This window comes from Wenyingzhuangia sp. IMCC45574, from assembly GCF_054182685.1.
This window is the reverse complement of sequence record NZ_CM135169.1, coordinates 2,736,985-2,755,368: the sequence shown is the minus strand read 5'-3', so window position 1 is coordinate 2,755,368 and position 18,384 is coordinate 2,736,985. Positions and strand designations below refer to the sequence as shown.

Genomic DNA, 18,384 nt, shown 5'->3' with positions numbered 1-18,384 from the left:
ATTTCTTTACCACACGGTGCTCGTTTCTTTTTTACTATAGTCCTAATTCTTTTTTATACGGTAGAAATTTTGGTTTGCTACTGTTCTGCTATTTTATTCCACAAATTCTACGGGAAATTAGCTTATATTTGAGAAGGTAAGCATTGCTATGAGGTTGGCTTATCGATTGCTATAGACCGAATGAACTTACCTTTAGTAAACTTATAATGAGTTGGATGCAATTTCTGCAAAACCTAAAAAATGAGCGACGAAAAAAGAAAAAAGTATTTTAAAATGGTCTATGATAACATTGAAAAATATGGATTTCATAATACCTACGTAATAGAAGAAATTGGATTTACGCCTTTTGGATACTCAACAGGTATTTATAAGAACTTTGGAATTCCTGAACTTTTCATTTCTGGACTTCCGAATGGACTGACAAATACTTTGATTACTAACTATGCGGAAAAATTTAAATTCAAAGAAATACCGCTAAATAAAAAAATTGACGATTTGATTGACCGATTTCCTGTTTACTTCATTGAGGTGGGAAATGAAAAGCTGACTGAATACACTTTAAGTTCATTTAAGTTTTATGAGAATTCGGAATTCAAGTATTTACAGTTAATTTTTCCTGACCTGAATGGGTTTTTTCCAAACGAATCGGAATATAATTATGACCAAGAAATTTTAGGCGAATAAAAAAACTGCAGACAACAAATAACAAGTTCAATTTTTGGCTTTGTCCCACTCTGGTGCTCTCCCAAAATGGTGTATCCTATTAAATTATAAAAGTAAAAGAAATGAAAACTTTGTTTAAATACACATTAGTAATGTTATTGATAACGACACAGAGTTATTGTCAACAAGCAAATATAAAATCTTATGATTTAGTGAATGATTTGGGGATTACAGATATTCAATTTGGAATCTATCCTAAAGGCACGTTTATTTATGCAGGATATTACAATACTCTTTCAGAAGTAAAAAACAAGACTGTAGAAAATGTTTTTAAATCGTATTTATCGGAGCAGAATATTGAGTGGCATCATTTCAATCATGATTTTCGAAAAAAAAGAGACAGTATAAGAGATTATACGAAACTCTTATCTATGTGGAAATCAGAAAATATGAAGTTTGAACTATTAGATATTTTTTGCTACAAACATAATAACAATATGTTTGCCCAAGTAGTATATTGTGTTAGCACAAAAACAGGAGAAAAGTTTATTAATTCGGATGCATTTAAAAAGCTAAATAATCGCTGGTATATTACAAGAAGTTTTCCTAAATCAATAAGGCGTTTACTTATAGGGTTAGATTATACTACACCTACTTCTATTCAAAACATTTTAAACAAGCAACCTGCAAACGAAGGAGAGCGTATTTTGTTAGAACAGTCTTTAAATTCTAACGGGCAATTAGATTTGGTTCAATTAAGAGAAGCATTGTCGTCTATAAAAGTACAAGCTAAAACTAATACTGCTTTACAAGCTGCTGTGTTGAATACAGAATTCGTCTACAATAGCAATCCTAATAGCCAAACGAAGCCAAAGTTTATAGCAACATTCGAAACAGACAAAGGAGGTTGGCTTAACAATGGTTCAGTTACAACCACATTAGATAATGACCGTTTAAAGGTAAGCAATCTAGATAACCCACGGGAAGGAGTTAAAAGACCTTTGGATGAGTTGACAATTGCACCCAATAAAAACTCTCCTCTAGTGCTCTCCCAAAATGGTGCATCCTATTAAATTATAAAAGTAAAAGAAATGAAAACTTTGTTTAAATACACATTAGTAATGTTATTGATAACGACACAGAGTTATTGTCAACAAGCAAATATGAAATCTTATGATTTAGTGAATGATTTGGGGATTACAGATATTCAATTTGGAATCTATCCTAAAGGCACGTTTATCTATGCAGGATATTACAAGAGTCTATCAGAAGTAAAAAACGAGACTGTGGAAAATGTTTTTAAATCGTATTTATCGGAGCAGAATATTGAGTGGCACCATTTCAATCATGATTTTCGAAAAAAAAGAGACAGTATAAGAGATTATACGAAACTCTTATCTATGTGGAAATCAGAAAATATGAAGTTTGAACTATTGGATATTTTTTGCTACAAACATAATAACAATATGTTTGCCCAAGTAGTATATTGTGTTAGTACAAGAACAGGAGAAAAGTTTATTAATTCGAAGGCACTTAAAAAGCTAAATAATCGCTGGTATATTACAAGAAGTTTTCCTAAATCAATAAGGCGTTTACTTATAGGGTTAGATGATACTACACCTACTTCTGTTCAAAACATTTTAAACAAGCAACCTATAAACAAAGGAGAGCGTATTTTGTTAGAACAGTCTTTAAATCCTAACGGGCAATTAGATTTGGTTCAATTAAGAGAAGCACTGTTGTCCATAAAAGAACAAGCTAAAACTAATACAGCTCTACAAGCTGCTGTGTTGAATACAGAATTCGTCTACAATAGCAATCCTAATAGCCAAACGAAGCCAGAGTTTATAGCAACATTCGAAACAGACAAAGATGGTTGGCAAAACAATGGTTCAGTTACAACCACATTAGATAATGACCGTTTAAAGGTAAGCAATGTAGATAACCCACGGGAAGGAGTTAAAAGACCTTTGGATGAGTTGACAATTGCACCTAATAAAAAACTAAATATTTCTTTAAACTTTGATAAGGGAAATACCAATGCAGCTATAAGACTTTCTATACAAGAATTAGATGCCAATGGAATTCTCATTAGTAATAACATTATTGATTCAAATCTTATAACGGGGAATCATAATTATGAATATGAAATTACATCTGGAAACAAAGCTGTTTTATCTATAGAAAAAGCTGAAACACACTTAAGCGAAACCACATACTTTTATATAGATGATGTTGAGGTGTACAACAAATAATATACACTTCAAATGCACATCGTCAATATTGCTAAACAAAAACCCCATTCTAAATTAGAACGGGGTTTTGTTGTTTTATCTATTCGTCTTTTTTTTACAAAAAACTCGCAATTTTCTCTGCTACTGCTTTAAATTCTTCTGGACTTAGTTTTTCCTTTTTTCCAAAAGTGGCATCTGCCATTGCGTTTAATGGAATTAAGTGTACGTGTACATGCGGTACTTCTAAACCAATTACGGTTAGCCCTACTCTTTCGCAAGCAACTGCTTTTTCTAGCGCAATAGCTATTTTCTTAGAATACTGAAATAATTTAGTGTATAGTTCATCATCTAAATCAAAAACTTTGTTCACCTCTTTTTTAGGAACCACCAAGGTGTGTCCAACCGCATTGGGTGTTATATCTAAAAAAGCAATAAAATCTTCGTTTTCTGCTATTTTGTAACAAGGCAATTCTCCTTGTATAATTCTGGTAAAAATACTAGCCATAATTAAATATTGATTCGTGGATTTATTGAGTTGTTAAGGGCTAATAAATTGTTCATTGCCCATTGTCAATTGCTAATTGTACTATCTACTGATATCAACAATCTCAAACTTCATAATTCCGTTAGGAGTTTGTACGTCTGCAATTTCTCCTAATTTATGACCTAACAATCCTTTTCCTATTGGTGAATTGATAGACAATTTTCCATTACGGATATCTGTTTCAGAATCTGCCACCAATGTGTAAGAAAACTCCATTCCGTTAGCTACATTCTTAATCTTAACCTTAGAGTGAATTAATATTTTAGAAGTATCTAACTGAGATTCGTCTAGAATACGTGCATTGGCTACAACATTCTTTAATTTGGCAATTTTTAACTCTAATAAAGACTGCTCTTCTTTTGCTGCATGGTATTCTGCATTCTCACTTAAATCTCCTTTATCTCTTGCCTCTGCAATTTCGTTAGAAACCCTAGGACGTTCTACTTGCTCTAAAAACTCTAAATCTTCTTTTAATTTCTTATATCCTTCTTCCGAATAGTACGATACTTCACTCATCTTCTCTGTGTTTTACAATACAAAAAATCCCATTACCGTATGGAAATGAGACCAACACAAATATACAGAAATATTTGGAAGCCAAAAAAATGCAGTATCTTTAGCATGCATTTTTTTAAAGAATTTTTTCTGTGATTAAAAAAGGAATTTCACTCTTACTACTGTTCATTGCAAGTGCTTGTACCAAGCAAAATATCAATCAGCAAAACACCTTGGTACCATGGAGCCCTGTAGAAGCTTTTAGCAACAACTTAACACTGATAAAAACACCTGGAGATCACGATGTTTTACCTGGAGGATATAACAGCAACGGAATTGTTGTTTACAACTTAGGTAACGACAGATTCTTTGCCTACGATTTAACCTGTCCTCACCTTTCTCCATCGGAATGCAACCAAGGAATGACCTACGACTCATCTACTGGAGATATTACCTGCACCTGTGGAGATACCAATGTTGTTTTCAATTTAGGAAATAGAAGTGCCAAAGGGAAAGATGGGAATACCTATCACTTAAGAGAATACCGTGTTATTGTTCAAGGAAATCAGTTACGGGTAACTAATTTCTAATCTCTTATTTATTCGTACTTTTGTGCCCAAATAGAATTTTTCATGGAAAATTATTTCTCTTCTCAATTCAAACTAGGTGTTTTAGGAGGTGGTCAATTAGGTAGAATGCTATTGGCAGAAACTCAAAAATTCGACGTGCACACCTGTATCTTAGACAGCTCTGCAGAAGCTCCTTGCGCTCCTTATTGTAACGAGTTTTTTCTAGGGAACTTATTAGACTACAACGACGTTTACAACTTTGGTAAAAAGGTAGACGTTTTAACCATAGAGATTGAGCATGTAAATATAGATGCCCTTTACAAATTACAAGAAGAAGGAATTAAAGTATATCCTCAACCTCATGTAATAGAGACAATTCAACACAAAGGAAAGCAGAAAGATTTTTACAAAGAAAATAACATTCCTACTTCTCCACATCAAAGATTTAACAACTTAGAAGCGTTAAAAAATGCCAACTTAACCAATTTTCCTTTTGTTTGGAAATCGGCACAGTTTGGTTATGACGGTATGGGAGTAAAAATTGTTCGTTCTGTAGACGACATTAACAACCTAGCAGATACCGAATGTATTGTAGAAGAGTTGATACCATTTAAAAACGAATTGGCGGTAATTGTTGCAAGAAATGCCTCTGGAGAAGTTAAAACATATCCAGTGGTAGAAATGGAATTTCACCCAGAAGCAAATCAAGTAGAATATGTTATATGTCCTGCTCGTATAGATGAAGAAGTTGCCAGCAAAGCAAGAAAAATAGCCATGGATGTGGCACAAGCTTTTGAACATGTAGGTCTTTTGGCTGTAGAAATGTTTCAAACAGAAGATGATAAAATCATTATTAACGAAGTAGCTCCTAGAACTCACAATAGTGGTCACTATAGTATAGAGGCTTCTCACACCAGTCAGTTTGAACAGCATTTAAGAACCGTTCTAAATCTTCCCTTAGGAAAAACAGATAGTAAATTGGCTGGAATTATGGTTAATTTAGTTGGAGCAGAAGGATACGAAGGAGAAGTGGTGTATAAAAACATTGTAGATATTTTAGAAATTAATGGTGTTACCCCGCATTTGTACGGTAAAAAAACAACCAAACCTTTTCGTAAAATGGGACATGTTACCATTGTAGACCAAGACATCAAAAAAGCGAGAAAAACAGCTGAGATCGTTAAAAAAACAGTTAAAGTAATTAGTAAATAATCATTTAAACCAAGAGGATTATAACCCTTTTGATTTTAAACATACACATATGAAAGTAGCAATCGTAATGGGATCAGATTCTGACTTACCCGTAATGCAACAAGCCATAGACATTTTAAAAGAATTTGAAATTGAAGTAGAAGTAGATATTGTTTCTGCACATAGAACTCCAGAAAAATTAGTTGATTTTTCTACCAATGCTCACAAAAGAGGAATTGCAGCAATTATTGCTGGTGCGGGAGGTGCTGCACACTTACCAGGAATGGTAGCTTCTATGAGTCCTTTACCTGTAATTGGAGTGCCTGTAAAATCTAGCAACTCTATAGACGGTTGGGATTCTGTATTATCTATTTTACAAATGCCTGGAGGAGTACCTGTAGCAACAGTAGCTTTAAACGGAGCTAAAAACGCTGGGATCTTGGCTGCACAAATTCTTGGTGCTACCAATAGCGCAGTATTAGACACCATAGTAGCTTATAAGCAAAGTTTAAAAACAAAAGTTTTAGAAGCTTCAGAACGCGTAAAAAATTCGCAATCCTAAACTTTTTGATTAAGTTTACATACCCGAACACGACAACTAAAAGATGAAAATAACGGAACGCATTCAGCAACCTATTCATACAGAAATGGCTGCCTTTGAAGACAAATTCAAAGAAGCCATGGCAACCAAAGTTCCATTGCTGAATCGTATTACGCATTACATTGTTAGACGTAAAGGAAAGCAAATGCGTCCTATGTTTGTCTTTTTAGTTGCCAAAATGGTTTCTAACGGAAATTTTAACGAAAGAACTTATAGAGGAGCCTCTATTATTGAATTAATTCATACCGCTACATTGGTACACGATGATGTAGTAGACGACAGCAATAAACGTAGGGGTTTCTTTTCTATCAATGCTTTGTGGAAAAACAAAATTGCCGTTTTAGTAGGTGATTTTTTACTTTCTAAAGGTCTTTTATTAAGTATCGATCATGATGATTTTGATATTTTAAAGCTGATTTCTGTTGCCGTACGCGAAATGAGCGAAGGGGAATTGTTACAAATTGAAAAAGCCCGTCGTTTAGATATTACCGAAGAAGTTTACTTTGAAATTATCCGACAAAAAACGGCTACCTTAATTTCTGCTTGTTGTGGTATTGGTGCTGCATCTGTAGGAGCCAATACAGAAGAAGTAGAAAAAATGCGTTTGTTTGGAGAATACATTGGTATTGCTTTTCAAATTAAAGACGATTTGTTTGACTATTCTGATGAACAAATTGGAAAACCTACTGGAATTGACATCAAAGAACAAAAGATGACACTTCCTTTAATCCATACGCTAAATACTTGTAGCAGTAAAGAACGTAAATGGTTGATAAATTCTGTTAAGAATCATAACACCAATAAAAAAAGGGTAAAAGAAGTTATTGAGTTTGTAAAAAACAACGGAGGTTTGGAGTACACTACTGCAAAAATGCAAGAGTACAAAAACAAAGCTTTGGAAATTTTACACGAATACCCAGATTCTGAATACAAAGAATCTTTGGAAACCATGATAGAATACGTTGTGGAACGTAAGAAGTAAATTTTCGCTTTGTTACAGCAAATAGTTCACTAAATTAGTTCTAAAGTATACCAACTAATGAGCGTAACACGATTGCTATTTTTTTTCATCCTCATCTGCACCTATTCTTACGGTCAGACTCTGAATAAAAATCGTATTTCTAAAACTTTTTCTGTTGGTAAAGACACTATTTCCTTAGAAACTGTTGCCATTAGCCCTATTGATTTTAAAGTACAGCTATTAGATGGTACAATCATCCCCGAAAAAGCTTACTATTTTAACGCTCAAAAGAGTCAACTCTACTTCTACGATGCTTCTTACAAAAAGATCAAGGTAATCTATTATAAATACCCCGATTTTATTACCCAAACTTATAGTCCTTTTGATAAAAAGTTAATCATTCCAAGAGCTACACCTTCGTCAAAAATATACGCTCTTAAGAAGACATTTGGTAAAAACGATTTTTTTGGAGGTATTAACACCTATGGTAATATTACTAGAGGAATTACCGTTGGAAACAATCAAGGGTCTGTATTAAACTCTGGACTAGATTTGCAAATTACAGGGAACTTGTCTGAAAAACTAAAAATTAGAGCCAGCATTAACGACTCTAACATTCCTATTCAGGAAAATGGGGTTTCGCAAAACTTACGAGAATTCGATCGCGTTTTTATAGAACTATTTACCGACACTTGGAATTTAAAAGCTGGGGATGTTGATTTAGAAAACAACGACAGTTATTTTTTATCCTTTAGAAAAAAAATAAACGGTGCTAAACTAGACGTTACTTTAGATCGTGGAGACCAGAAAACCACCATAACGGCCTCTGGAGCAGTAGTAAGAGGTAAATTCACTACTCAGATTGTTACACCACAAGAAGGTAACCAAGGTCCGTATCGCTTACAAGGAGCCAATGGAGAATTAAATATTGTAGTAATCTCTGGAAGTGAAACTATTTACATCAACGGAAAAACCTTAAAAAGAGGAGAACAAAACGACTACACAATAGACTACAATACCTCAGAAATTATTTTCAACCCTACTTTTCCAATCAACGCATCGCAACGAATTTATGTAGACTTTCAGTACAGCGACAGAAACTACAATCGTTTTGTAACGCACAATGGAATTACCTATGAAAATGACAATTTTTCTATTGGAACCTATTTCTATAACGAGAGCGATGTTAAAAACCAATCTCTGCAACAGAATTTAAATGAAACGCAAAAACAAGTTTTAAGACAAGCCGGAAATAATCCCAATTTAATGTTTGCCCAAAGTGCACAAATAACAGAATTTGACAGCAACAGAATACAATACAAAAAACATCCTGACGGCTATTTTGAACACAGTACCAGTGAGGATGATCTTGTTTACAATGTAACTTTTAGTATTGTTCCTTTGGGAGAAGGTGACTATATTTTATCTGAAGCTACTGCACAAGGAAATATATATACCTATGAGGGGCCTGGACTTGGGAACTACGCACCAGAAATACAATTAATTGCCCCTAGTAAAACACAAATGGCCATTGTAAAGGCAGACTACAAAATCGGTAAAAAATCGTTTGTAGAAACAGAAGTAGCTTATAGCAATAACGACTTAAATTTATTTTCTGATTTAGACGATCAAAACAACCAAGGACTGGCAACACGCTTGGCTTGGAAACAACAAATTAGCACTGGAAATTGGCAATCTTTTAACCAACTAGACATTGATTTTGTACAGAGAAACTTTAATAATATAGAAGGGCTATACAATGTAGAGTTTAACAGAGATTGGAACTTAAATGCAAACATAAATCCTAATTCTCTAGGAAATCAAACCTATTTAAAAAATGCATTAACAGTTTCCCAAAAGACATATCAGAAAATGGCTTTGGAAACAGAATATTTAAGTTTAGGGAGTTCTTTTTCTGGTTTAAAAAATGGATTGACTACAGAGAACCGCTTAAAAAAACTACAGTTAAAAACCCAAACAAGTTTTCTATCTAGCAAAGACACACAGCAAAAAGGACGTTTTTTGCGCAATGTATCCACGGCCCAATACCCTTTAAAAAAGGCTTGGTTACAAGGAATGTTTAACTTTGAAAACAACCTATTAGAAAACGAACAAACCAAGTTATTAGATGCCAATATAACCCAGAAATACATTGTAAGTGGTTTGGAACTAGGACTAGGAGACTCTACCAAAGTTTACACAAAACTTAAATTTAACGTCACCCAAATAGACAGTGTTAAAAACAATAGGTTACAACGCGTGCAAAATGCACAAAACTATGCTCTGGAAAGCCAATGGATAAAAAATAAAAACACTTCTTTTAACACCTTTGCAAATTACAGAAAAGTACATCATTTTTTTACCGAAGATGTTGCGGTAATAAACGGTAGAGCCTCATACAATCAACGCTTGTTTAGAAACTTATTCGTTTTAAACACACTATACGAAACGAGCTCTGGAACCACACCTTTACAGAATTTTAACTATATAGAAACCGAACCGGGTCAGGGATTTTACACCTATTTAGGAGACTTAAACAACAATGGAGTAAAGGATTTTGATGAATTTGAAATTGCCCAATTCGCCGATCAGGCAAACTATTTAAGAGTTTTACTGCCTAACACTTCTAGAATTGCTACACAAAAAGCAAAACTGAGTCAATCCATTTTCATCAACTTTGCACAGTTTAAAAACCATGCTTCTACATGGTTAAAAACCCTTTCTCATTTTTCCAATCAGTCTACTATTCTCATCAACAAAGACCAATTAAAAAGAGGAAAAAAAACGAATGTAAACCCTTTTGCTAAAAACAGTGATGACGTAATTGGGTTGCAACAAAACATTACCTCTAGCCTATTTTTTAATAGAGGACAGCAACACTATAGCACAACCTACACCTTTAAAGATTTAGAAAACACACAAAGTATTAGTACGGATATACAAACCACCGAAATAAGCTCTCACGAGCTAAACTTTCAGCACAATATAAAAAGCACATGGGTTTTGGCCAATATAGCAACTTTAGAAAACAACCTGAATAAAAGTAGTTTTGCCAGTAGAAACTTCGAAATTAAAACTCAGAAAACAAGCCCTTCTATTAGCTTTCTAAAAGATGAATTTTCTACTATAGAAGCAGTGTACACCTTTCAAACCAAAGAAAATAAACAAGGAGAAGAAACGTTAACTAGTCATAACTTGGGTTTAAACTACAACTACAATAGCTTAGACAAAGGCTCTGTATTGGCAAGTATCAATTTAATAGAAAACAAGTACAACGGTTCTTTAAACAGCCCGGCTTCGTACAGAATTTTAGAAGGTTTACAACCCGACAGAAACTATACTTGGTCTTTAACTGTGCAACGAAAGTTGACTCAATTGCTAGATTTAAGTTTAAACTATAATGGAAGACAAAACAACAGCACTAGAACCATCCACATTGGAAGTGTACAGCTAAGAGCTAACTTTTAAAAAAAGTGCTTAGGCAAGCTCGCTAAAATCACCTATTTTTGGACTATAAAAACGATTTCATGAAAAAATTATTTTTGATTGTAACCTTATTCGCTGGGCTAGGATTGTCCGCACAAAACCACGAAGTTAAATTAGACTTATTAGACATTTTGGTTTTTAGAACCCTTGATATTTCTTATGAAAATCAATTGAATGATGAAGCAGCTTTAGGACTTTCTGTGTTCATTAATTTTGAACCTAAGAACGCTGATTTTAGATACAATGAAAACTTTCAACTAACCCCCTACTTCCGTCAATTTTTTAGCAATTCTAAAAGTTTCGACATTTTTGGAGAATTATTTGGTACGTTAAACTTTGCAGAAAAAGACGATCAAAACTATTCTGATTTTGGTTTGGGTATAGGTGGAGGAGCAAAACATGTTTCTAAAAATGGTTACATTTTTGAATTCAATGCAGGTGTGGCTAGAAATCTCTTTAATGCAGATGTCTCAAGAGAATTTGTTCCTAGATTTGGTATTAGTGTAGGAAAACAGTTTTAATTCCTACTATGAAAACCAAGCGTAGAAAAATATTAAGATCCGAACGACTGCCTCTTTTTCAGGATTTTGCCAAATGGTTAGGGCTTTCGCTAGTTATTGGAGTATTAGTTGGTGCTGCCTGTGCTGCTCTTTTAGTTTCCTTAAACTGGTCTACTCAGTATAGAGAAGCACATACTTATATTATTTGGTTCTTACCTATTGGTGGTTTGCTGGTTGGTCTTTTATATCATTACTACGGTAAATCTGTTGCTAAGGGGAACAATCAACTTCTAGAAGAACTACATACTCCAAAAGATATTATTCCTTTTAAAATGGCTCCCTTAATTTTTTTAGGAACCGTTGTATCTCACTTTTTTGGAGCATCTGTAGGACGAGAAGGTACTGCAGTACAAATTGGAGGTGCTATTGCCGATCAATTTTCGGGCTGGTTAAAATTGAATAAATACGATAGAAGAACCATTATCTTAATGGGAATTAGTAGCGGTTTTGCAGGCCTATTTGGTACACCTTTGGCCGGAACGGTCTTTGCCCTAGAAGTTTTATTAATTGGTAGGGTTAAGTACAATGCTATATTACCATGTTTATTGGTCGCTATTATAGCCAATTTTACTTCTAGAGAAATTGCGCATTTGCTACACGTTCCACACACACATTATATTATAGACAGTGTTCCAAAACTAGACATTCCTAATTTTTTCTGGGCATTGGCTGCTGGAATTCTATTTGGAGTTGTCAGTACTTTTTTCTCTAAAGGAGTATCCTTCTTTGGAAAATTTTCTAAACACATTAAATACCCTCCATTAAGACCTGTTGCTGGTGGAATTTTAGTAGCTATATTGGTTTACTTTATAGGAACTAAATACATAGGGTTAGGAATTCCAACCATTGTAGAGTCATTTAGTACGACTATGGAGCCTTACGATTTTGCAGTAAAACTTTTGCTAACCACCTTTTGTATTGCTTTTGGGTTTAAAGGAGGAGAAGTAACTCCTTTGTTCTTTATTGGAGCTACTTTAGGAAGTGCATTGTCTTTAGTAAGCCCACTTCCAGTAGGATTATTAACAGGAATGGGATTTGTAGCAGTATTTTCTGGTGCAACAAACACCCCTATTGCATGTACTTTAATGGGAATTGAATTGTTTGGTGCCGAAAGTGCTTTGTATATAGCAATAGCCTGTGTAACCGCTTATATATTTTCGGGTCACACAGGAATTTATACTTCTCAAATTATTGGGACTTCTAAAACCACTAAAAAAGTGAAAGAAGAAGGAAATGCCTTAGGACAACTTAATGAGCACTAGCTACTGCATCTATTTTCTCTAACACAATTTTCTCTTTGTTTTTAGCAACCATATTCTTGTACAGGTCTTTTAACTCATGGTATTTGTCTATACCAACCATATGGGTATTAAATTGCTTTGTAGTTTTAACATTAATGGTATTTCCTACTTGTTGTATTAAATAAGAATAGCTTCCTAAATTATTACTCATTCCAGCCTTTAAACTTTTAGGTAAAGAAACTACTCTATAGCCATTAGGTATAGTAATTACAATTGATTTTATCTCTTTATATGGAGCCACTAAATCTACCGGGTATTTTCGTTTTTCTAATTTAAAAGGGTTTTTAGTCTCTTTAAAAAACAGTAACGGATTGATGTATTTTTTACCATTAATGGTTTCGCAATAATTTGTACTAGAAACATTGGCCGATATGTATATAGGCTTAGACAATTCTTTTTTATTCTTTACCTCACAAGATTCTACATTTACATGGTATTTAGAACCCAGTTTGCTTTTTAATTTTTCTTTGTTAAACTTATTAAACTTCATTCTAAAAGAACGGGCCTTTCTATTGGTCAACTTTCCTTTAACAGAACCAGACACTTTAAATTTATCATCAAAAGAAACATTGGCCATATAGTACTCCTCCGAAGCTTTTTTAGGAACTAAACTTACAGGTACGTTTACTTTTCTATTCACCAACATTCTTCCCGACCAGTTTAAATCTCTAGCAGGTAATACATTTATTGCATTGTATTTTTCACTAGCATCTAATAAAGAAATATCTACTCCATTTTTAACCCCAACAATTACATAATTTAACCCTTCCAATGTTGGAAATAAAGGCACTCCGTTATTCTTAGTACTTATCAATATTGGATGTGCATTAATTCCTGCTTCTCTTAACATAGCTACTAAAATTAAATTCACCTCGCATACATTCCCAACACCTTCTTTGTATGCTTTTGGCAATCCTTTTTTAGTAGAAATCCCATAATACTCATTCCATTTCATTTTAGATTTTACAAAATCATAAATTGCCTCTATTTTTTCTGTTTCACTGTTTTTACCAGCAATAACAGCTTGTAAATCTTTAGAAAAATAACCTTTCTTATTTAATTGTTTTCCAAAACTATAAGAATCGTGTAAAACAGAACAAACAGACTCCCACGAAGTAGAATATTGTTTCATATAACCATCAGGAAAACGAACCATTGCCAGTTCCATACTAATAATACCTCTGTAATCTCCATAATTACTAGTAAAAGGCTCATCATTTTTTAAAGCTGGAATATTTTCGTCTTCAATAGTTGTTATTTCTTCTTGATAATCTACAGTATATTGATTAATACCCCCAGCACCATTACTACTTCTATTAGTACTACTAAACAGAATACTACCTCTAGAGCTTTCTATTTTTGGAGTTACAGAATAATACCCTTTTGTTGCCTTTTTAAACTTAAAATATTCAGGAATTGATGTTACGTGTTTTAATTTCTTTGTAGGTATATCTTCCTGCAATCTTATTACTGGAATATCCCAATATTGAGAGATTAACGTATATTTTAACTCTATGATACTTCCATTTTTAAGATTTGGGAATGGTATCTTTTTAAAACTATAATATTTATTCTTCTCCTCTGTATAAATCTCCTTCTTATTTACATCTTGCTCTTTTATCTTACCATTTTCTAAATTATAAGTAGTTGCTTTTATTCTGAAAATCCTATCATCTCTTCCGTTTTTAGGATTGTAATACACTATTCTTTGGTTTCCATATTTAAACCCATCTTTGTTATAAATCTTAATTCGAACATATATATCTTCTGTTTTTTCAAAACGATGTTCTTGGGTATTATAACTAAAACTTATGTATTTACTCTTGTATAAAAAAGCCGCTTCGGCTGTAGAATCTGTTGGATAAAACGTCTCTTTTAATTCTTCTTTAGAAACTTTTCCGAATTTGTACTTTTGAGCAAAAGCTCCTATTGTACACATTACTAAAAGCATCATTAATACAATCTTCTTTTTCATGATTTATTTTTATTGAATACTATTTTCTGATTATCATATTTTCTCACCTTACTTAAAAAACTAGAGAACCCGTTAAAGTCTTCTTTAGAATATTCTCCTTCTTTTATGTAAAATTCTCTTTCGTATCTAAGGGTTGTTTCGTCTTTCTTTTTAACCTCAGCCCAATACCTTCCAAATTTGGAATCTATCGCTTTTTTCTGTGGTAACTTTGTTAGCGAATATCCCTCTGGTACTTTAATATCCACATAATCTTTGTGCACAGATCCTTTTCTAATTAACAATGGGGTTCTTCTGTTCTTTTGCTTTTTAAAAGACTTTCTATACATGTCAAAAACATTGACACGCATAATCATTTCATCTCCTAAAATAGATGCATAGTTTTCAACGGTAAGATTTAAATCCTCGGTAAAAGAAAGGCTGTCTTTCTTATTGACAAAGTGATATTTATTCACCTTAAGATTTTCGTTGTAATACCATCTTCTAGACTTATAAAACTTATTTATCTCTGTCTTGGTATAACTGTCTTTTCGATACATATCATCGTATATCAACCCTTTAGACTCAATAGACAAATCTGATATTAAATTTCCTTGGCTATCAAAAACGATATTTCCTGTTATGATTTGCTGGTTGTTTTTATCCTCATACTTAGGAGTATGTTTTAACACCCCTCCTTCTTTTTCTAAAACCAACACCTCTCTATCGTCTGTAAAATCGCTTAAAAAACCAAAAGGAATGGTTTGGCTGGTACATTCTAACCAAACATCTTTTCCATGGTTTAACTTAGGTAGATTTAAAATCATGTGATTCCCCTGTAGACCATGAAATTCGTTATCAAAATTTCTTTTTGTTTTAGCATAAACTATTACCCAATTAGATTCCACACCCGCAACATCTAATAAAGCCTTGGTATAATTAGACAACCCTTTACAATCTCCATATCCTAACCTATCTACATCCATTGCTTTTGTAGGCTGCCATCCTCCTATACCAATACCAACATACACATACCTTGTTCTGTTTTGCATATACTCGTATACCAACTTAGCTTTCTTTAAAGGATCCGTTTCGTCCTTAACCAATTCAAGAACTTTTTGCTTGGTTTCATCGCTTAGCTCTAGTTGACTATTGTATAAGTTTGTTCTTAGCCAAAAACCAAAATCTTTCCAATTTTTTATTCCTTTACTCGTGTAGCCTTTTAAGGTAAACTCTTCTAAATACACTTTTAAATTGGGAAGAATATTTTCAAAATTTAAGCTATAACTCTCCCTTTTTACTGCAGGAAAGTTTTCTATTTTGTAGTGTATTGTTGTATCATCAGAAAGGTTCTTAATTGGAAAGCTATCAAAAAGAGTCTCTTTAAACTTAGCCTTTGTACCTTTTAAATTTCTAACAATAATTTCGTTTTGCTGAACAGATAAATAGTATCCATCAATAGGATACCATTTGGGAATAAAAGCGGTTGTTTGGGTTTCAAATACGTATTCAAATTTTAGAGTATAGGGATAACCTCTAGGTGTAAACTGTAAATGTTTTACTCTGTTATCAGAATAAAAACCAGAAACCGCACTCTCATCAGAAAAGTCTTTCTTTTTGTATTTTAAAATTTCAATTCCAAACTTATTATACACATTGGCACTAATTTTTTTGATTTTAGAGTCTGTACTATAAAATTTGTACGCATCAACATATTTGTCTCCACTCTCATTTAAAACAGTAATAACTTTAGTGAAATAGATTGTCATGTTCCTTTCATCATGAATATCTATTTCTTGCTTGCAAAAACGAATTACAGCATCCGCCTTTGTTTTTAAACTATCTGGAATGGATAAAATGGAGTAATCAGATATCTGGGCTTGTCCTACCAAACACAGTAGGAAAAAACCAAAAAACAATCTTATTTTCATAGCGTTTTAAATGTAACCGAAATATAAAATTTTTATGCTAAAATAAGTAATACTATAGTACCATCTTATTTACCAAAATTTGCTCTAATAACGCTTAGTGCATCCTTGCCCTGAGGCGTAAAAGCTCGCTCTTTATTTCTGATGGTTTTAGGAGTTACATGCCATTTCCAAAAAAAGCCCCCAGCAAACCAATTTTCGGAATAAAAACTCTCAAAAAAAGACTGATAGGCAATGGTTTGTGCTTTTTCACTCACCGCATACTTCCCATCACTTCCCCAAGTTGTTTTGGTATTGTAATAGCAACTTTCAAAACCATACTCTGTAAATAAAACAGGTTTATTAAAGCGAACACTATAGTCTTTTAATTCTTTCTTAATAGGTTTCCAAGCCGCATTTAACTCTTCTACCGTTGGCTGTTTTTTTTCTGACAAAGGATAATAAGCATCTACTCCAATATAATCTAACTGCTGCCAAAACTGCACCTCTTTTACACTGTTCCAGTTGGCTGCATAGGTAAGCTCTCCCTTGTATATTTTTTTAATTTTAGGAATCAACCTATTAAAAAATTCAGGACGATGAATTACTACTTTCTTTAGCTCTGTACCAATACAAAACAGTTCTACCTTTTGTTCTTGGGCTATTTTAGCGTAGTTAAGAATATACGTTGTATAATCGTTTTCCCATTTTCTCCAATCTTCTTCTTTGGTTAATACAAAATCACCTATCCACTTTCTATGATACCAAACATGCGGTTTTAACAATACTTTAAGCCCTTCTTTTTTTGCACATTGTATTAGTTTTATGGCTCCTTTAGAGGTTTCTCCCCACCACTGATACGAACTATCGAACTGTACCTTTGGAGTACCTTGAGGCGTAAAAGCATAAGGAATAATAGCGGCCCATGTAGCATTGATTTGCTTTAAGCTTGTATAACAATTCTCAGCTACCTGTTTTGGCGGAGAAACAATACTTGCTCCATTAATCTTTTGCTGTGCACAAGAAATAAGACTTAAGAACACGAAAGTTAGCAATAGTCTTTTTCTAAAAAATTTCATTGGAATGATTTTTAACTGTTTTAAAATTACTCAAAAGCAAATCGATATTTATCTTTGCATCAAAATTTATACCGATGATTTTTACGGACACACATACACACTTAAACAGTGAACAGTTTGATGAAGACAGAAACGAAATGATTCAGCGTGCTATAAACGCTGGAGTAAAGAGACTCTTTATTCCTTCTGTAGATTCTGAATACACAGAAAGTATGTTTAAAGTAGCCGAAGCTTTTCCTGAGAACGTTTATTTAATGATGGGAGTACACCCAACTCATATTAAAGACAATTACCAAGAAGAGTTAAAAATTGCTCGCGAATGGTTAGAAACGGGAAAGTTTGTAGCCGTAGGAGAAATTGGTATTGATTTGTATTGGGACGACACTTATATAGCACAACAAAAAGAAGCTTTCCAGACACAAATTCAGTGGGCAAAAGAACTAAAACTCCCTATTAACATACACTGTAGAAATGCCTTTAAAGAGGTTTTTGAAGTTTTAGAAAAAGAAAAATCACCTGAGCTTTTTGGTGTTTTTCACTGTTTTACGGGAACTTTAGAAGATGCTAAAAAAGCCATTGGATACAACTTAAAATTAGGAATTGGAGGAGTGGCCACCTTTAAAAATGGAAAAATAGACAAGTTCTTAGCAGAAATTCCATTAGAGCATATCGTCTTAGAAACCGATGCTCCCTATTTAGCTCCGACTCCGTTTAGAGGAAAACGTAACGAGTCTATGTACACCGTAAATGTTGCAGAGAAATTAGCCACTATCTACAACAAACCCTTAGCAGAAATTGCAGAGGTTACTACTAAAAACAGCCAAGACATATATGGGGTCTAA

16 protein-coding genes are annotated in these 18,384 nt (G+C 33.4%); 11 read left to right on the top strand and 5 right to left on the bottom strand.

Annotation, left to right across the window (positions count from 1 at the left end):
• The first annotated feature begins 240 nt into the window (after positions 1-240).
• The 3 genes from ACXHHC_RS11715 (at position 241) to ACXHHC_RS11705 (ending at position 2,918) form a co-directional block, all read left to right on the top strand.
• Positions 241-684 (top strand): DUF4262 domain-containing protein, encoded by a 444-nt coding sequence (locus tag ACXHHC_RS11715; RefSeq protein WP_458226565.1) that lies wholly within the window; start codon positions 241-243, stop codon positions 682-684.
• A gap of 101 nt (positions 685-785) precedes the next feature.
• Complete coding sequence (locus tag ACXHHC_RS11710; RefSeq protein WP_458226564.1) at positions 786-1,736, top strand: hypothetical protein; 951 nt, start codon at positions 786-788, stop codon at positions 1,734-1,736.
• Positions 1,737-1,754: 18 nt separating this feature from the next.
• Complete coding sequence (locus ACXHHC_RS11705; protein WP_458226563.1) at positions 1,755-2,918, top strand: hypothetical protein; 1,164 nt, start codon at positions 1,755-1,757, stop codon at positions 2,916-2,918.
• 94 nt (positions 2,919-3,012) lie between these two features.
• On the opposite strand, the gene ACXHHC_RS11700 is transcribed toward ACXHHC_RS11705, so the two are convergent.
• Entirely contained in the window at positions 3,013-3,402 is a 390-nt protein-coding gene (locus ACXHHC_RS11700) for an HIT family protein (protein ID WP_458226562.1), read from the bottom strand.
• Between the two features lie 81 nt (positions 3,403-3,483).
• Positions 3,484-3,957 carry a transcription elongation factor GreA gene (gene greA / locus ACXHHC_RS11695; RefSeq protein ID WP_458226561.1) on the bottom strand — a complete coding sequence of 158 codons (474 nt, stop codon included), beginning with the start codon at positions 3,955-3,957 and terminating at the stop codon, positions 3,484-3,486.
• A 131-nt stretch (positions 3,958-4,088) separates the two neighbouring features.
• On the opposite strand from greA, the gene ACXHHC_RS11690 reads away from it, so the two are divergent.
• From ACXHHC_RS11690 to ACXHHC_RS11660, 7 genes are read left to right on the top strand one after another with little or no spacing between them, the layout of a single operon-like run.
• The gene (locus tag ACXHHC_RS11690; RefSeq protein WP_458226560.1) at positions 4,089-4,526 is read left to right on the top strand and encodes a hypothetical protein; all 438 of its coding nucleotides are present in this window, start codon (positions 4,089-4,091) and stop codon (positions 4,524-4,526) included.
• Positions 4,527-4,568: 42 nt separating this feature from the next.
• Positions 4,569-5,717: a 5-(carboxyamino)imidazole ribonucleotide synthase gene (locus ACXHHC_RS11685; protein ID WP_458226559.1), complete on the top strand. Its 1,149-nt coding sequence runs from the start codon at positions 4,569-4,571 to the stop codon at positions 5,715-5,717.
• A 49-nt stretch (positions 5,718-5,766) separates the two neighbouring features.
• Positions 5,767-6,258 (top strand): 5-(carboxyamino)imidazole ribonucleotide mutase, encoded by a 492-nt coding sequence (purE, locus tag ACXHHC_RS11680; RefSeq protein WP_458226558.1) that lies wholly within the window; start codon positions 5,767-5,769, stop codon positions 6,256-6,258.
• 43 nt (positions 6,259-6,301) lie between these two features.
• Entirely contained in the window at positions 6,302-7,279 is a 978-nt protein-coding gene (locus ACXHHC_RS11675; protein WP_458226557.1) for a polyprenyl synthetase family protein, read from the top strand.
• Positions 7,280-7,336: 57 nt separating this feature from the next.
• Positions 7,337-10,726: a hypothetical protein gene (locus ACXHHC_RS11670; protein WP_458226556.1), complete on the top strand. Its 3,390-nt coding sequence runs from the start codon at positions 7,337-7,339 to the stop codon at positions 10,724-10,726.
• A gap of 59 nt (positions 10,727-10,785) precedes the next feature.
• Positions 10,786-11,265 carry a hypothetical protein gene (locus tag ACXHHC_RS11665; RefSeq protein ID WP_458226555.1) on the top strand — a complete coding sequence of 160 codons (480 nt, stop codon included), beginning with the start codon at positions 10,786-10,788 and terminating at the stop codon, positions 11,263-11,265.
• A gap of 8 nt (positions 11,266-11,273) precedes the next feature.
• Positions 11,274-12,566 carry a voltage-gated chloride channel family protein gene (locus ACXHHC_RS11660; protein WP_458226554.1) on the top strand — a complete coding sequence of 431 codons (1,293 nt, stop codon included), beginning with the start codon at positions 11,274-11,276 and terminating at the stop codon, positions 12,564-12,566.
• Here ACXHHC_RS11660 and ACXHHC_RS11655 read toward each other — a convergent pair.
• From ACXHHC_RS11655 to ACXHHC_RS11645, 3 genes are all read right to left on the bottom strand, one after another.
• Positions 12,553-14,580, bottom strand: coding sequence for a transglutaminase domain-containing protein (locus ACXHHC_RS11655; protein ID WP_458226553.1), 2,028 nt, complete (start codon positions 14,578-14,580; stop codon positions 12,553-12,555). The two genes, ACXHHC_RS11660 and ACXHHC_RS11655, sit on opposite strands and share 14 nt — an antisense overlap.
• Positions 14,577-16,487, bottom strand: a complete 1,911-nt coding sequence (locus ACXHHC_RS11650) for a DUF3857 domain-containing protein (protein ID WP_458226552.1) — start codon at positions 16,485-16,487, stop codon at positions 14,577-14,579. Before ACXHHC_RS11650 ends, ACXHHC_RS11655 begins: the two co-directional genes overlap by 4 nt.
• Before the next feature lie 65 nt (positions 16,488-16,552).
• Positions 16,553-17,542 (bottom strand): glycoside hydrolase family 113, encoded by a 990-nt coding sequence (locus ACXHHC_RS11645; RefSeq protein ID WP_458226551.1) that lies wholly within the window; start codon positions 17,540-17,542, stop codon positions 16,553-16,555.
• A gap of 74 nt (positions 17,543-17,616) precedes the next feature.
• Between ACXHHC_RS11645 and ACXHHC_RS11640 the strand changes: the two genes are divergently transcribed.
• Complete coding sequence (locus ACXHHC_RS11640; RefSeq protein ID WP_458226550.1) at positions 17,617-18,384, top strand: TatD family hydrolase; 768 nt, start codon at positions 17,617-17,619, stop codon at positions 18,382-18,384.

Bases quoted from the DNA above. Each gene is read 5' to 3' on its own strand.
- ACXHHC_RS11715 (WP_458226565.1), top strand. From the start codon at position 241: ATGAGCGACGAAAAAAGAAAAAAGTATTTTAAAATGGTCTATGATAAC.
- ACXHHC_RS11710 (WP_458226564.1), top strand. From the start codon at position 786: ATGAAAACTTTGTTTAAATACACATTAGTAATGTTATTGATAACGACA.
- ACXHHC_RS11705 (WP_458226563.1), top strand. From the start codon at position 1,755: ATGAAAACTTTGTTTAAATACACATTAGTAATGTTATTGATAACGACA.
- ACXHHC_RS11700 (WP_458226562.1), bottom strand. From the start codon at position 3,402: ATGGCTAGTATTTTTACCAGAATTATACAAGGAGAATTGCCTTGTTAC.
- greA (WP_458226561.1), bottom strand. From the start codon at position 3,957: ATGAGTGAAGTATCGTACTATTCGGAAGAAGGATATAAGAAATTAAAA.
- ACXHHC_RS11685 (WP_458226559.1), top strand. From the start codon at position 4,569: ATGGAAAATTATTTCTCTTCTCAATTCAAACTAGGTGTTTTAGGAGGT.
- purE (WP_458226558.1), top strand. From the start codon at position 5,767: ATGAAAGTAGCAATCGTAATGGGATCAGATTCTGACTTACCCGTAATG.
- ACXHHC_RS11675 (WP_458226557.1), top strand. From the start codon at position 6,302: ATGAAAATAACGGAACGCATTCAGCAACCTATTCATACAGAAATGGCT.
- ACXHHC_RS11670 (WP_458226556.1), top strand. From the start codon at position 7,337: ATGAGCGTAACACGATTGCTATTTTTTTTCATCCTCATCTGCACCTAT.
- ACXHHC_RS11665 (WP_458226555.1), top strand. From the start codon at position 10,786: ATGAAAAAATTATTTTTGATTGTAACCTTATTCGCTGGGCTAGGATTG.
- ACXHHC_RS11660 (WP_458226554.1), top strand. From the start codon at position 11,274: ATGAAAACCAAGCGTAGAAAAATATTAAGATCCGAACGACTGCCTCTT.
- ACXHHC_RS11655 (WP_458226553.1), bottom strand. From the start codon at position 14,580: ATGAAAAAGAAGATTGTATTAATGATGCTTTTAGTAATGTGTACAATA.
- ACXHHC_RS11650 (WP_458226552.1), bottom strand. From the start codon at position 16,487: ATGAAAATAAGATTGTTTTTTGGTTTTTTCCTACTGTGTTTGGTAGGA.
- ACXHHC_RS11645 (WP_458226551.1), bottom strand. From the start codon at position 17,542: ATGAAATTTTTTAGAAAAAGACTATTGCTAACTTTCGTGTTCTTAAGT.
- ACXHHC_RS11640 (WP_458226550.1), top strand. From the start codon at position 17,617: ATGATTTTTACGGACACACATACACACTTAAACAGTGAACAGTTTGAT.